Below are 14062 nucleotides of genomic sequence, written 5' to 3' on the forward strand. Positions count from 1 at the left end.
TCAACCTCTTTCTTTATTGAACAGTACAGATAGCACCAGGTCGACCACCGCCACCAGCCGGCGCCGGTCGGCTCCGGCCTTGCCCTGGACGCGCAACCCCTGAATCGTCGTCATGACGAGGTCGGCCATCGCGGTCACGTCGGCGTCCGGAGGCAACTCGCCGCGCTCGCGGGCGCGGCGCAGCACGGCGGTTATGGACATGGCGTTCCGGTCGAGCGCCTCGCCGACCACGCGACCGGCCACCAGATCGTGCGGCAGTCGCTCGGTCGCGGTGTTGGTGATCAGGCAACCGCGCCGCTCCGGATCGCAGACCGTCTCTTCCACCAGCCAAATGAGCAGGTCGCGGAGGACTTCGCGGGCCGGGGCCGCGCTCGCCAGGCGGGTGGCGATGTCGGATGTGGCCTGCGCGGCGTAGCGGCGTAGCGCGGCCTCGTAGAGACCGTCCTTGCTGCCGAAGGCCGCATACAGCGAGCCGCGGCCGATCCCGGTGGCCTCGACCAGGTCCTGGACCGATGCCGCGGCGTATCCCTTGCGCCAGAAGACGTCCACCGCGCGGTCGAGCACCGTGTCGGTGTCGAACTCCCTCGCCCGTGCCATGCGCCCATCTTATTGCTTCTGTGGAACGAAAGGTCAAGTATCGCGGTGCGTCCCGTGGCGACCGGACGGTTCATTTCCGGACTGACGCGAAGTCCCGCGCCCGCTTATGGATGCCGGCGGTTCAGCAGGGTGACGGTGAGCTGATCCATAAGCACGGGCAATGGATCGGGTCGGGAGCGGGTCCGGCGCGGGGAGGATGCGGGGCGTCCTGCCTGACGAACGAGGAGTCGTGATGACGTCGTCTTTTCCCGCGTCGACCGTGCTGGGGTATCCGAGGATCGGCCCCGATCGGGAGTTGAAGCGGGCGCTGGAGTCGTACTGGGAGCAGCGCACGAGCCGGGGAGATCTGGAGAGTACGGCGCGGCGTCTGCGGGAGGACTCCTGGCGGCGGCTCGCCGCGCTGGGCCTGGAGGGGCTGCCGTCGAACACGTTCTCCTACTACGACCAGGTCCTCGACACGGCGGTGCTCCTGGGCGCGGTGCCCGAGCGTTACCGGCAGGACGACGACCTGGCGACCTACTTCGCGATGGCCCGTGGCGCCGAGGGAATCCCCCCGCTGCGCATGACCAAGTGGTTCGACACCAACTACCACTACATCGTCCCGGAGATCGGCCCGGAGACGGTCTTCTCCCTCGACGCGGCCAAGCCGCTGGCCGAGGTGCGCGAGGCTCGGGCGCTGGGGCTGGAGACCCGGCCGGTGGTGGTCGGGCCGGTGACGTTCCTGCTGCTGGCGCAGGCCACGCCTGGCAGCCCCGGCGGGTTCGCCCCGCTCGACCGGCTGGACGACGTCGTCGAGGTGTACGCGCGGCTGCTCGCCGAACTGGCCGCGGAGGGCGTCGGCTGGGTGCAGTTGGACGAGCCCGCCCTGGTCGCCGACCGCACCCCCGCCGAGCTGGCCGCGGTCGAGGCGGCCTACGGACGGCTGGGACGGTTGGAGAACCGGCCCGCGCTGCTGGTCGCCTCCTACTTCGGGGACCTAGGCGACGCGCTGCCGGTGCTGGCCGCGACGCCGGTCGAGGCCGTCGCCCTGGACCTCGTCCGGGGCACGGCACACGGCGTGGACGCGCTGGCCGGCAAGACGGTCGTCGCCGGTGTGGTGTCGGGCCGCGACGTGTGGCGGACCGACCGGGACCGGGCGCTGGCCACGCTGCTCGCCGTACGGGAGCGCGCCGGCCGGGTGGCGGTGGGCACGTCGTGCTCGCTGCTGCACGTGCCGTACGACGTGGAGCGGGAGACCGGCCTCGATCCCGCGCTGCGGGAGCGGCTGGCGTTCGCCGAGCAGAAGGTCGCCGAGGTGGTCGAGCTGGCGGACCTGCTCGCCGCCGCACCCCGCCGTCATGCACCCCGCCGTCATGCACCCGGCCGTCATGCACCCGGCCTTTATGCACCCCGCCGTCATGTGCCCGGACAGCCCGCGGCCCAGGGCCGTCCGCACGCGTCCGGACGCCGGACCGCGCAGGGCCGCGCTCCCTACCCCGTACGGGCGGCCGCGCAGGCCGAGCACCTCAAGCTGCCGATTCTCCCGGTCACCACGATCGGCTCGTTCCCCCAGACGGGCGAACTGCGCCGCGCCAGGGCCGCGCTGGCGGCCGGGGAGATCGGCGAGGCGGCGTACGAGGGCATGCTCCGCACGGAGATCGAGCGGGTGATCGCACTGCAGGAGCGGCTCGGGCTGGACGTCCTCGTGCACGGCGAGGCCGAGCGCAACGACATGGTGCAGTATTTCGCCGAGCACCTCGACGGCTTCGCCGTCACCCGGCACGGCTGGGTTCAGTCGTACGGCTCGCGCTGCACCCGCCCGCCCATCCTGCACGGCGACGTACGGCGGCCCGAGCCGATCACCGTCCGCTGGGCGCGGTACGCGCAGTCGCTCACGAGCAAGCCGGTCAAGGGCATGCTCACCGGCCCGGTGACGATCGTGGCGTGGTCGTTCGTCCGCGACGACCTGCCGCTGCGCGAGGTGGTCCTCCAGGTCGCCGACGCCGTGCGGGAGGAGGTGGGCGACCTCGAGGAGGCGGGCATCCGCGTCATCCAGGTCGACGAGCCGGCCCTGCGGGAACTGGTGCCGCTGCGGCGTGCCGAGCAGGACGCGTACCTGGAGTGGGCCGTCGCGGCCTACCGATGGGCCACCTCGGGCGCGGATGAGTGCACGCAGATCCACACGCACCTGTGCTACTCGGACGCCGACCAGATCCTCGCCGCGATCGACGCCCTCGACGCCGACGTCACGAGCATCGAGTCGGCACGCTCGCGGGGGCGGCTGCTCGGGGCGGTCGGCGACTTCTCCCGGGGGCTCGGACCGGGGGTGTACGACATCCACTCGCCGCGCGTCCCGGGCGCCGACGAGGTGGAGGGCCTGCTCACGGAGGCGCTGCGGGCGGTGCCCGCCGAGCGGCTCTGGGTGAACCCGGACTGCGGGCTGAAGACCCGCTCGTACGAGCAGGTCGAGGCCGCGCTCGCAGGCGTCGTCGAATCGGCCGCCCGCCTGCGTGCGCGGCACGCCTGAGCACGCTCAGCGGGGCTTGACGGAACCCCGGGCGACCACCAGGCCGGATTCGTAGGCGAAGACGACGAGCTGGGCGCGGTCCCGCGCGCCCAGCTTCGTCATCGCCCTGCTGACGTGGGTCTTGGCGGTGAACGGGCTGATCACCATGTGCGCGGCGATCTCCTCGTTGGTGAGGCCGCGCGCGACCAGGGCGACGACCTCCCGTTCGCGGTTCGTGAGCTCCCCGAGGGCGGCCGTCGGCACGGCGTCCGGCGGGCGGGAGACGTACTCGCTGATCAGCGTCCGGGTGACGGCCGGGGACAGCAGGGCGTCGCCGCGCGCCGCGACCCTGATCGCCTGGAGGAGCTCCACGGGTTCGGTGTCCTTGAGCAGGAACCCGCTCGCGCCCGCCCGCAGCGCGTCGAACACGTACCGGTCGAGCCCGTAGTTGGTCAGCATCACTACGCGCGTCGCGCTCAGGCGGGGGTCGGCGGCGATGCGGCGGGTCGTCTCGATGCCGTCCATGACGGGCATCTGGATGTCCACGAGCGCGACGTCGGGCACGTGCCGCTCGGCCAGCGCAAGGCCCTGGCCGCCGTCGCCCGCCTCGCCGACCACCTCGATGCCCTCCTCGGCGTCGAGCAGCGCCCGGAACCCGGCCCGGATGAGCGCCTGGTCGTCCACGAGCAGCACTCTGATCACGTCGCACCCTCCTCGACCGCGAGCACGCCGTCGCCGAACCCGGTCGCCGCGGCCGTGAGCGGCAGCTCGGCGTGGACGGTGAAACCGCCCTCCGGCCCCGGACCGGCCTGGAGCCGCCCGCCGAGCGCGGACACCCGCTCCCGCATGCCGGTGAGGCCGACGCCCGTGCCGGCCGCGCCGGGCCGCTCCGGGCCGGCCGGCACGTCGGGCAGGCCGCGGCCGTCGTCCTCGACGCGTACGACGAGGGCGCCGGGCCGGTAGCCGACGTGCACGGACGCCGAGGCGGGGCCCGCGTGCCGCGCCACGTTGGTGAGCGCCTCCTGCACGATCCGGTAGGCGGCCAGGTCGACCTCGGGCGGCAGGGCGCAGGGCGTGCCGGTGACCGCCAGCGTCGCGGGCACGCCCGCCGATCGCGCCCGCTCGACCAGCTCGCCGATCCGGTCGGCCCGGGCCGTGCCGGGGGCGTCGTCGGCGCCGGGTTCGCGCAGCACCTCCAGCGTCGCGCGCAGCTCCCGCATGGCGTCGGCGCTCGCGTCCTGGATGGCCAGCAGCGCGGGCGGCAGGTCCTCTCCCCGCTTGCGCGCCAGATGGACGGCCACCCCGGCCTGCACCTTGATGATGGAGATGCTGTGGGTGAGCGAGTCGTGCAGCTCCCTGGCGATGCGCAGCCGCTCCTCGCCGGCCCGGCGCAGCGCGGCCTCCTCGCGGGTGCGCTCCGCCTCGATGGCGCGCTGCTCGGCCTGGCGCAGGTAGGCCCGCCGCTGCCGGGAGACGACCCCCGCCACGTTGGCGGCGACGAACCAGCCGAGCAGCAGGCCGACCCGGTCCACCACCTCGCGCGGGGTCCGTGTGCCGAGGTCCGACAGCTCCACCAGCAGGACACCGGCGAGGTAGACCGCGCTCGCCGACGCCGCCCACACGCGCCGGCCGGCGTTCGCGGCGGAGAAGACGGTGATCATCACGGGGAAGGCGGTCGCGGTCTCGGGGGGCACCCGCACGGCGTAGGCCAGCATGCAGGCCGCCGAGACGACGAGCGCGGTCACCGGCGCCGTCCGTCGAACGGCCAGGGCGGCGGACCCGCCCACCAGGAGCAGGTAGCCCACCACCCCCACCCGCGCCGGGCCGCTCGGCGCGCCGGGCAGCAGAGTCCCGCCCGCGAGCAGCGCCGCCATGACGCCCGCGATCGCGGCGTCCGCGGCGTACGTCCCGGACAGGCGCCGCGCACCTGTCCTGCTGTCCGGCGGAGCCGGTGCGACCACGTCGGTGCCAGGGGACGCCTTCTGATCCGGGGAGACGGGTGGGCCGGGGGAGGCCTGCCGTCCGCGATCGCCGTCCATGTGCGAAGCGTAAACCGTGACCGATTCGCGCCGCCTCCTCCCGGCGGACCGGTCCCGCACTACTCCCGCCGGAGTACGGCGGCCGCCTCCCGCCGTGCCGGGGAGCGGCGTGGAACGCCTTCCGCCGTACGACGACCGGGACGGCGGCGACCGGCAGGATCGGGCCGCATGACAGCACGACCGATGGGGAGGCCAGGATGCCCACGCCATACCGCTACGTGACCCCGGTGCCCAGGCAGGCGGCGACCGGCAGGGTGGCCGAGGTCTACGACCAGATCGCCCGGGATTTCGGCATGGCCCGCCTGCCGCTGTTCATGACGCTGTCTCCGGCTCCGGACGTGCTGGCGCCCACCTGGGCCGTGCTGCGCGAGTCGCTGCTCGCCGGGCAGGCTCCGAGGACGGCCAAGGAGGTCGTCGCCGCCGGGGTCTCTCTCGCCAACAAGTGCCCGTTCTGCGTGGACGCGCACACCGTGCTCCTGCACGCGACCGGCGAGCACCGGCTCGCCGAGACCGTGGCGCGCGGGGAGACACCGTCCGATCCGGAGCACGCGCGGCTGTTCGCCTGGGCCACCGGCACGGCGACGGCCGGACAGGCGCCGCCGTGCCCGCCGGATCAGGCGGCCGAGCACGTCGGCACGGCCCTCGCCTTCCACTTCATCAACCGGATGGTGTCGTCGCTGCTGACCGGCGATCTCCTGCCGGCCGGCCTGCAGCGGTCCCGGCTCGTCCGCAACCTGGGCGGCAGGGCTCTGGCCAGGACGGTACGCCGCAGCCTGCCGCCGGGCGAGGCGCTGCCCCTGCTGCGGGGGCTGCCGTCGGGCAGGGTCCCGGCATGGGGGGCGGGCACGCCGGCCGGGACGGCGTTCGCCGCGTTGCACGCCACGGCGGGGGAGGGGGCCTCCCTCCTGGGCGGCACGGCCAGGGAGGCGGTCGTGGAGGCCGTCGCGGCCTGGGGCGGCGCGCACCCAGCTCTGTCCGGCTGGCCGTCCGGCCCGCTTGCGCAGGTCGCGCCCGCGGAGCGACCGGCGGCCCGGCTCGCGTTGCTGGCCGCCCTCGCGCCGTACCGGGTGACCGACGCCGACGTCGCCGCCTGGCGGGAGGCCGGGGGCGGCCGGTCCGACGCCGACCTCGTGCGGCTGCTGGCACTCGGGGCGATCATCGCCGTGTGGCGGATCGAGGCCGCCCTCGCCGTGGCGACCTCCTGACGCCGAGGGGCGCTCGTCCCCTGGGCCCAGCCCTGCGTACGGTCAGAGCGTGACCGGAAGGGAGGTCAGACCTCCAGCTCGCCGGACCAGACGGTCACCGCCTGCCCGGCGAGTTCGACCCGGTCGCCGCGCAGGGTCGTGCGCACGGTACCGCCGCGCTGCGACAGCTGTTCCCCGACGAGGGTGTGCCGGCCGAGTCTGCCCGACCAGTACGGCGCGAGCACGCAGTGGGCCGAGCCGGTGACCGGGTCCTCCGGCACGCCCACCCGGGGCCCGAAGAACCGGGAGACGTAGTCGGCGGAGGTGCCCTCGCCGGACGCCGTCACGATGACGCCTCTGGCCTCGACCTCGGCCAGCCGCGCCATGTCGGGGTCGACGGCGCGCACCTCGTCGGCCGACCCGACCTCGACCAGGACGTCGAACCGGCTGCGCCCGGTCCACAGGGGTGTGAGCCCGAGGGCCTCGGCGAGGCCGTCCGGGGGCGGGCACGACGTGGCCGGATTCGCCGGGAAGTCCATCGTGATCAGGCCGTCGCCCGCCTGCTCGGTGGCGAGCACGCCGCTCTTCGTGGCGAACTCCAGCCGCCCGGACTCGCCCAGGGAGTAGAGGACGTGCGCGGTGGCCAGGGTGGCGTGCCCGCACAGCGCGACCTCGACCGCCGGGGTGAACCAGCGCAGCGAGCGCGGCCCGTCGTCCTGCGCCAGCACGAAGGCCGTCTCCGAATGGCGCATCTCGGCGGCCACCGCCTGCATCCACTCGTCCGGCACGGTCTCGTCGAGGAGGCAGACCGCGGCGGGATTGCCCCGGAACGGCCGGTCGGTGAAGGAGTCCACGGTGAAGACGCGCATGTCCGCGGATTCTACGGCCGTGCGGCATCACCGGCGGCACGGCCGAGCGCGGCGAGGGTCTCCCGGGCGACCTGGAGCTCCTCGCGGGGCCGTACGACCAGGACCGGCACGCGGGCGCCCGGCGGGCTGACGACGCGGTCCCGGTCGGCGTCGGTCACGGCGGGCGGCTCGACGCCGAGCAGCGACAGCCTGGCGCACACCGCCTCGCGCACCTCCGGCTGGTCCCAGCCGATCTCGCCGGTGAACACGAGCGCGTCGAGCCGGTCGAGGGCGGCGGTCGCGGCGGCGATCTCCCGGCTCACCCGGTAGGCGAACACGTCGAGCGCCAGCGCGGCGGCCTCGCCGGTCGAGGCGACCAGGTCACGGGTGTCGCCGGACAGGCCGCCGGAGAGCCCGAGCAGGCCGGAGTCGTGCTCCAGCCCGTCGCGCAGCTCCTCCAGCGTGAGGCGTGAACCGGACAGCAGCCACAGGAGCATGCCGGGATCGACGCTGCCCGACCGCGTGCTCATCGGCACGCCCTCCAGCGGCGTGAACCCCATCGAGGTGTCCACGCTCCGGCCGTTCCGTACGGCGCAGACCGAGCACCCGCCGCCGAGATGCGTGAGGACCAGATCGACCTCTTCGGCGGGCCGCCCGAGCAGCTCGGCCGCCCGCCGGGCCGCCCAGGCGTACGACAGCCCGTGGAAGCCGTAGCGGCGCAGGCCCCACCGGCGCCGCCACTCGGCGGGCAGGGCGTAGGTCGCGGCGGCGGCGGGCAGCCCCGCGTGGAAGGCGGTGTCGGGACACAGCACGTGTGGCACCGACGGCAGCACCCGCCGGGCCGCCTCCACCAGCGCGAGCGCGGGCGGCACGTGCAGTGGCGCGAGGTCGGCGTACCCGCGCACGGCCTTCACCACGTCGTCGTCGGCGACCACCGGCGCGCGGACGGCCTCGCCGCCGTGGACGAGCCGGTGACCGACGGCGGTCACCTCGGCGTCCGCCCCGGACAGGAAGTCCGACAGCGTACGCTCCGCGGCGGCGGGGTCCGGGCCGTGCTCGCTGTGCTCGGTCCGCAGCACGCGGCCGTCCCGTACCAGATGCAGCTGCAGGCTGCTGGAGCCGGCGTTGACGGTGAGCACGACCGGTTTCATGGCGTCCGTCTCCCCGGGGATCCGGCGGGCAAACCCGGGGCGGCCCGTCGGCCAGAGGTCCCTGCGGGGATTACGGGCGTACGCCGCAGAGCAGGCGGTTGTGGCCGCGCTGCCACAGCGTCCCGATCTCGGCGAAGCCCGCCGAGCGGAGGGCCTCGACGTGGGTGGACAGGTGGAGCGACTCCGAACCGTGGTGCGAGGCGGTGGCCGGCCGGGGCGCCGCGACACCCGCGAGGTCGGGGTCGGCGGTGATCGCGTCCCACCACTGGCGCCAGTCTTCGGGGCGGCCGCCGGCGAAGCGCCGCCGCTCCTCGCTCTCGTGCACGGCCTGCTCCAGGCGCGCCAGCGTGGGAGTGGTGTCCTCGGAGACCAGGTGGTCGCCGTTGAGGAACAGCCCGCCCGGCCGCAGCACGGTCGCGAGCTCGGCGTACACGGCCCGCAGGTCGGGCTCGGCCAGCCAGTGCAGGGCGGTCGTGCTCACCGCCGCGTCCGCCGGGCGGCCGAGGCCGAGCGCCTGGCTCCACCCCGGTTCGCGCAGGTCCAGGTCGGCGAAGCGCAGGCCGTCGCGCTCGCCGTACGCCGCCCGGCCGAGCGACAACAGCAGGGGGTCGGCGTCGACCGCGACGACCGTGGCCCGGGGCAGACGGTCCAGCAGCCGGGCCGAGAGCGAGCCGGGGCCGCAGCCGAGGTCGATCACCAGGGGGTCCGGGCGGCCAACGCCCGCCTCGACCGCGTCGATGAGCGCGGTGAAGCGCTCCTCCCGGTCGGGGAGGTAGCCCTCCTGCTGGCGGTCCCAGCGGTCGATCCACCGGGTGGCGACGTCCAGAGTGAGCATGCCGGTCTCCTTGTAACTGGCGTGTATGCTTTCGGCAGTTACAAACGTAGAACGCAAGGGCGTAACTGGTCAAGTGAATTTCAACAGTCACACTGATGCTGTCGTGTCGGTCGCCGTGGGCCTGGTCAACACGCTGACCGCCGGTGAGGCACGGGGCCGGCCGTACGAGCCGCCCACGGGTGAGGCGCGGGCCGCCGCGGTCGCGGACATCCTCGCGAGCGGCGACAGACGGGCGCCCGAGGTCGCCGAGACGGAGGCGGGCGCGCTCGCGGAGGTCGCGGGGCGGCTGCGCGGCGTGTTCGAGGCGGTGACGCGTGACGACGTGGACGCGGCGGCGCTCGCCGTGAACGCTCTGCTGGCGGAGACGGACGCGCGCCCGCATCTCGACCGGCACGACGGGGAGCCCTGGCACCTGCACTTCCACGGCGCGGGCGGCACCCTGGCCGGCAACTACGCCGCCAGTTGCGCGACCGGCCTCGCCGTGGTGCTCGGCAGCGAGCTGCACGACCGGCTCGGCGTGTGCACCGCGCCGCACTGCGACCGCGTCTACGTGGACACCTCCCGCAACGGCACCCGGCGCTTCTGCTCCACGGCCTGCCAGAACCGGGTGAAGACCGCCGCATTCCGGGCACGCGGCGCCTGAGCGTCCGGCCCGCGAACGCCAGGTCCGATCGCCGCCGGACCTCCCGCCGCCGTTCCCGCCATGCTCGACACCATGAACGAGATCAACGACATGAACGGTAAGGCGGCGCTGGTCACCGGGGGTGGCCGGGGCATCGGCGCGGCCGTCGCCCTGAAGCTGGCCGAGCGCGGCGCGGACGTGGCGCTGACCTACGAGCGAGACGAGGACAGCGCGGCCGCCGTGGCCGAGAAGGTGAAGGGGATGGGCCGGCGGGCGCTGGTCATCCGGGCCGACAACGGCGACGCGGGGGCGGTGACCGGAGCTGTGGACGAGGCCGTCGCGGCCTTCGGCCGCCTCGACGTCCTCGTCAACAACGCGGCGGTCTTCCACGTGGCGCCGATCGAGGACCTGACGCCGGAGGACGTGGACCGCACGCTCGCGGCCAACGTGCGCGGGCCGTTCCTGGCCGCGCGGGCGGCGGCGGCCCACATGACCGAAGGCGGCCGGGTCATCACCATCGGAAGCAACGTGGCCGAGCGGGCCGTCTTCCCGGGCTTCGCCTTGTACGCCATGAGCAAGACGGCCATGGTCGGGATGACCAAGGGGCTCGCCCGCGACCTCGGGCCGCGCGGCATCACGGTCAACCTCGTCAACCCCGGCCCGACCGACACCGCGTCGAACCCGGCGGACAGCCCCATGGCGGACACGATCCGGGGGCTGACGGCCCTCGGCCGCTACGCGGAGCCGGACGACATCGCCGCGACCGTCGCCCACCTGGCCGGCGACGGCGGGCGCTACGTCACCGGCGCGACGATCAACGTCGACGGCGGCTGGACCGTCTGACGTCCGCCCGGGCACACCGCCCGACCGGATGCCGCTCGCCCCCCCGCTCGCCCCCCGATCGCCCGCCCGGCCGCCGTCAGGTAGCGACCGGGACAGCGTGCGGAGCGACCTCGTCGGCCTCCTGGGCGGCGATCGCGGGGGAGCCGTGTCGGCCCGCGGACCGGTCGAAGGATGCGAGCACAACGCCGGACGTCTTTGTCGGACCCGCCCGGCACGATGGCCGCATGACTGAAGCGCCCCCGATCGACGCGATCCCCGACGAGACCGCCTACGCCGAGGCGGTCCAGCTGGCGGCCGACGCGGCTGCGGCCTACTACGGTGACGGCACCTCCCCGCTGGACGACGACGCCTACGACAGGCTCGTCCGTGGCATCGCCGCCTACGAGAAGGCCCACCCCGACCAGGTGCTGGAGGCCTCACCGACGGGCAAGGTCGCCGGAGTCGTGGGTGATGTCCCGCACACCGTGCCCATGCTCAGCTTGGACAACGTGTTCGGGCCCGAGGAGCTGGCCGGCTGGGCCGCCTCGCTGGAACGCCGCCTCGGGCGTCCGGTGACCGCGTGGTCGGTGGAGCCGAAGCTGGACGGGCTGGCGATCGCCGCCCGCTACCGTGGCGGCCGCCTCGTCCAGCTGGTCACCCGCGGCGACGGGAGCGCGGGCGAGGACGTCTCACACGCGATCGGCACGATCGTCGGTCTCCCCGGGCGGCTGGCCGACCCGGTCACCGTGGAGCTGCGCGGCGAGGTGATGATGACGGCCCGGCAGTTCGAGGAGGCGTGTGTGAAACGGCAGGCGCATGACGGGACCACGTTCGCGAACCCGCGCAGTGCCGCCGCGGGCACGCTGAGGGCGCAGGACCGGCCGTACGTGTGCGAGCTGACGTTCTTCGGGTACGGCGCGCTGCCGCTGCCCGATGACACCTCCGACCTCGCGACGCGGCTCCGGGAGTCGCCGCACAGCCAGGTGATGGACTGGGTCGCCGGTCAGGGTGTGCGGACCACGGCCGGGACCGCGGTCGCCGGGATCGTCGCGACGACCGTGGAGCAGGCGCAGCAGCGGATCGAGGAGATCGCGGCCGCGCGGCCGGAGCTGCCGTTCGGGATCGACGGCATCGTGGTCAAGGCGGATGACGCGGCGGACCAGGCGCAGGCCGGGTTCGGCTCGCGGGCGCCGCGGTGGGCGATCGCCTACAAGCTGCCGGCCGTGCAGAAGATCACGAGGCTGCTCCAGGTGGAGTGGAACACCGGCAGGACCGGTGTGATCGCCCCGAGGGCGGTGCTGGAACCGGTGGAGCTGGACGGCTCCGTCGTGACGTACGCGACGCTCCACAACCCGTCCGACATCAAGCGCCGCGGGCTCATGCTGAGGGACAGCGTCGTCGTCTACAAGGCCGGCGACGTGATCCCACGGGTGGAGTCCCCGGTGGTGCACCTGCGCACCGGCGACGAGCAGCCCATCGTGTTCCCGGAGGTGTGCCCGACCTGCGGCGACGAGATCGACACCTCGCAGGAGCGGTGGAGGTGCGTGCGAGGCCGGAACTGCCGCGCGATCGCCTCGATCCGGTATGCGGTCGGCCGCGACCAACTGGACGTGGAAGGGCTGGCCGACAACCGCGTCCAGCAGATGCTGGACGCCGCTCTGATCGCCGACTTCGGCGACCTTTTCTTCCTCACACGCGAGCAGCTCCTGGGCCTGGAACGGATGGGGGAGGTGTCCACCGACAACCTTCTGACCGCCATCGACAGGGCCAGGACCAGACCGCTGAGCCGGGTGTTCTGCGCGCTCGGGGTGAGGGGAACGGGGCGCTCGATGAGCCGCCGCATCGCCCGGCACTTCGGCACGATGGAGGCCATCCGCGCGGCGGACGCCGAGGGATTCCAGTCGGTGGACGGCATCGGCCCGGAGAAGGCGCCCGTGATCGTCGCCGAGCTGGCCGAGCTGAGCGACCTCATCGACAAGCTCGTCCGCGCCGGGGTCAACATGATCGAGCCCGGTGTGGCGGCGGTGGCCGGTGACGAGGGCGGCGCGACCACCCCGACGCCGGACGGCGACGAGCCGGGTGCTCTGCCACTGACCGGGATGACGGTCGTGGTCACGGGCGCGATGAGCGGGCGGCTGGCAGCGTTGTCCCGCAACCAGATGAACGAGCTCATCGAACAGGCCGGGGGCCGGGCGTCGTCCAGCGTTTCGGCGAAGACCTCGCTAGTCGTCGCGGGAGAGAACGCGGGGTCCAAACGGGCGAAGGCCGAATCCCTCGGCGTGCGAGTGGTTTCCCCGGAGGAGTTCGCCGAGATGGTCGCGCAGCAGTTGTAGGCGACCCTGTTCGTCCGCGTGCAGCCACACCCGGCGGGCGAGCCGAAGCTCGACCACGCCGCCGTCGGCGCTGCCCGCTCTCCAGCCGGGACAGGGTGCTCTCCGACACGCCGGTCGTCGCCGCCAGGTCGGCGAGGGTGAGGCCGTGGTCACGACGCAGCGCACGCGGCCGCGGCCCCACCGCGTTGAGAACATCGTCGTCCGTCTCGCGATCCACGAGGCCACCTTGCCGGAACCGCAAGATTTCTCACCAGCCATGGCGCGCCTGGCAAGACTGAGCGCAGCCGAAAGAGGGCGAAGTGATCGACGGCGCGACCGGGCGCTGACCCCGGAGCCGCCGAGCTGCTCAAGGACGGTCGGCAGCCGGAGGGGCACTCTCGCGGTGCGGGCGGATGACTTGTCAGGCGTCGGCGGGTTCGACGTCGGCGACCACACAGGAGATGTTGTCGGGTCCGCCGCCCTCGTTGGCCAGCTCGATGAGCCGGTGGACCGTCTCCTGCGGATCGGCCACGGTGGTGAGCACGTGGTGCAGCGTCTCGGGTTCGAGCACTGAGGTCAGCCCGTCGGAGCACAGCAGGTAGCGGTCGCCCGGGTACGCCTCGCGCAGCGACAGGTCGGGCTCGGCCAGGCCGCTCGTCTCCAGCGCCCGCAGCAGCAGCGAGCGGCGGGGATGGCGGGCGGCCTGGTCGGGGCTCATGCGCCCGTCGTCCACCAGCGACTGCACCAGCGTGTGGTCGCGCGTGATCTGGTACAGCGCGCCGTCACGCAGCATGTACGCCCGCGAGTCGCCCACATGGGCCAGGGCGAACTTCCCCTGGCCGTCCCACAGCATCGCGGTGACCGTGGTGCCCATCCGTTCGAGCGCCGGGTCCTGCGCGGCGAGGTCGCCCAGGCGCTGCCCCGCCTCCCGTACGGCGTCCGCGAGGGTGGCCACGGGGTCGGCGGGAGCCGGGACGTCCTCCAGCTTGGCCAGGGTGGAGATGACGGCCGCGCTGGCGACCTCACCGTGTCCGTGCCCGCCCATCCCGTCGGCGATGGCGAGCAGGCGCTCGCCGGCGTGCACCGAATCCTCGTTGTTGGCACGCGAACGCCCGACGTCCGACCCAGCGGCGTACCGAATACGGTTGTGCGTCATGGTTTTGAGTA

General features: G+C 73.8%; 12 protein-coding genes and 1 pseudogene. 5 read left to right on the top strand and 8 right to left on the bottom strand.

Going from position 1 to position 14062, the window contains the following annotated elements; translation table 11 throughout:
* Positions 1-597 (bottom strand): TetR/AcrR family transcriptional regulator, encoded by a 597-nt coding sequence (locus HHX41_RS34105; protein WP_182909238.1) that lies wholly within the window; start codon positions 595-597, stop codon positions 1-3.
* 232 nt (positions 598-829) lie between these two features.
* On the opposite strand from HHX41_RS34105, the gene metE reads away from it, so the two are divergent.
* Positions 830-3103, top strand: a complete 2274-nt coding sequence (gene metE, locus HHX41_RS34110) for a 5-methyltetrahydropteroyltriglutamate--homocysteine S-methyltransferase (RefSeq protein ID WP_182909239.1) — start codon at positions 830-832, stop codon at positions 3101-3103.
* Positions 3104-3109: 6 nt separating this feature from the next.
* Here the strand turns inward: metE and HHX41_RS34115 are convergent, their stop codons facing one another.
* On the bottom strand, positions 3110-3784 hold the full coding sequence (locus HHX41_RS34115; RefSeq protein ID WP_182909240.1) for a response regulator transcription factor: 675 nt from the start codon (positions 3782-3784) through the stop codon (positions 3110-3112).
* Entirely contained in the window at positions 3781-5121 is a 1341-nt protein-coding gene (locus HHX41_RS34120; RefSeq protein ID WP_259401516.1) for a sensor histidine kinase, read from the bottom strand. The genes HHX41_RS34115 and HHX41_RS34120 overlap by 4 nt, the downstream gene beginning before the upstream one ends.
* A 197-nt stretch (positions 5122-5318) precedes the next feature.
* Here HHX41_RS34120 and HHX41_RS34125 point away from each other — a divergent pair, with 197 nt between their 5' ends.
* Positions 5319-6326: a carboxymuconolactone decarboxylase family protein gene (locus tag HHX41_RS34125; protein ID WP_182909241.1), complete on the top strand. Its 1008-nt coding sequence runs from the start codon at positions 5319-5321 to the stop codon at positions 6324-6326.
* Positions 6327-6391: 65 nt separating this feature from the next.
* On the opposite strand, the gene HHX41_RS34130 is transcribed toward HHX41_RS34125, so the two are convergent.
* The 3 genes from HHX41_RS34130 to HHX41_RS34140 form a co-directional block, all read right to left on the bottom strand.
* Positions 6392-7174: a PhzF family phenazine biosynthesis protein gene (locus tag HHX41_RS34130; protein ID WP_182909242.1), complete on the bottom strand. Its 783-nt coding sequence runs from the start codon at positions 7172-7174 to the stop codon at positions 6392-6394.
* 11 nt (positions 7175-7185) lie between these two features.
* Positions 7186-8304, bottom strand: a complete 1119-nt coding sequence (locus HHX41_RS34135) for an acetate/propionate family kinase (RefSeq protein WP_182909243.1) — start codon at positions 8302-8304, stop codon at positions 7186-7188.
* Positions 8305-8374: 70 nt separating this feature from the next.
* On the bottom strand, positions 8375-9139 hold the full coding sequence (locus HHX41_RS34140; RefSeq protein ID WP_169982148.1) for a trans-aconitate 2-methyltransferase: 765 nt from the start codon (positions 9137-9139) through the stop codon (positions 8375-8377).
* A gap of 103 nt (positions 9140-9242) precedes the next feature.
* Between HHX41_RS34140 and HHX41_RS34145 the strand changes: the two genes are divergently transcribed.
* The 3 genes from HHX41_RS34145 (at position 9243) to ligA (ending at position 12916) form a co-directional block, all read left to right on the top strand.
* The gene (locus HHX41_RS34145) at positions 9243-9782 is read left to right on the top strand and encodes a CGNR zinc finger domain-containing protein (protein WP_310742306.1); all 540 of its coding nucleotides are present in this window, start codon (positions 9243-9245) and stop codon (positions 9780-9782) included.
* A gap of 72 nt (positions 9783-9854) precedes the next feature.
* Positions 9855-10604 (top strand): SDR family NAD(P)-dependent oxidoreductase, encoded by a 750-nt coding sequence (locus HHX41_RS34150; RefSeq protein WP_259401517.1) that lies wholly within the window; start codon positions 9855-9857, stop codon positions 10602-10604.
* Positions 10605-10828: 224 nt separating this feature from the next.
* Positions 10829-12916 (top strand): NAD-dependent DNA ligase LigA, encoded by a 2088-nt coding sequence (ligA, locus tag HHX41_RS34155; RefSeq protein ID WP_182909246.1) that lies wholly within the window; start codon positions 10829-10831, stop codon positions 12914-12916.
* A gap of 64 nt (positions 12917-12980) precedes the next feature.
* Here the strand turns inward: ligA and HHX41_RS34160 are convergent.
* A pseudogene (locus HHX41_RS34160) lies at positions 12981-13133 on the bottom strand (helix-turn-helix domain-containing protein); the annotation flags it as partial.
* Between the two features lie 183 nt (positions 13134-13316).
* Positions 13317-14051, bottom strand: a complete 735-nt coding sequence (locus HHX41_RS34165) for a PP2C family serine/threonine-protein phosphatase (RefSeq protein ID WP_182909247.1) — start codon at positions 14049-14051, stop codon at positions 13317-13319.
* Positions 14052-14062 lie beyond the last annotated feature (11 nt).

The sequence above is a fragment of the Microbispora sp. H13382 genome (assembly GCF_014161445.1).
Taxonomy (GTDB): domain Bacteria; phylum Actinomycetota; class Actinomycetes; order Streptosporangiales; family Streptosporangiaceae; genus Microbispora.

Coding starts and splice junctions, on each gene's coding strand:
- ligA (WP_182909246.1), top strand. CDS start 10,829: ATGACTGAAGCGCCCCCGATCGACGCGATCCCCGACGAGACCGCCTAC.
- HHX41_RS34135 (WP_182909243.1), bottom strand. CDS start 8,304: ATGAAACCGGTCGTGCTCACCGTCAACGCCGGCTCCAGCAGCCTGCAG.
- HHX41_RS34130 (WP_182909242.1), bottom strand. CDS start 7,174: ATGCGCGTCTTCACCGTGGACTCCTTCACCGACCGGCCGTTCCGGGGC.
- HHX41_RS34105 (WP_182909238.1), bottom strand. CDS start 597: ATGGCACGGGCGAGGGAGTTCGACACCGACACGGTGCTCGACCGCGCG.
- metE (WP_182909239.1), top strand. CDS start 830: ATGACGTCGTCTTTTCCCGCGTCGACCGTGCTGGGGTATCCGAGGATC.
- HHX41_RS34120 (WP_259401516.1), bottom strand. CDS start 5,121: ATGGACGGCGATCGCGGACGGCAGGCCTCCCCCGGCCCACCCGTCTCC.
- HHX41_RS34150 (WP_259401517.1), top strand. CDS start 9,855: ATGAACGAGATCAACGACATGAACGGTAAGGCGGCGCTGGTCACCGGG.
- HHX41_RS34125 (WP_182909241.1), top strand. CDS start 5,319: ATGCCCACGCCATACCGCTACGTGACCCCGGTGCCCAGGCAGGCGGCG.
- HHX41_RS34140 (WP_169982148.1), bottom strand. CDS start 9,139: ATGCTCACTCTGGACGTCGCCACCCGGTGGATCGACCGCTGGGACCGC.
- HHX41_RS34165 (WP_182909247.1), bottom strand. CDS start 14,051: ATGACGCACAACCGTATTCGGTACGCCGCTGGGTCGGACGTCGGGCGT.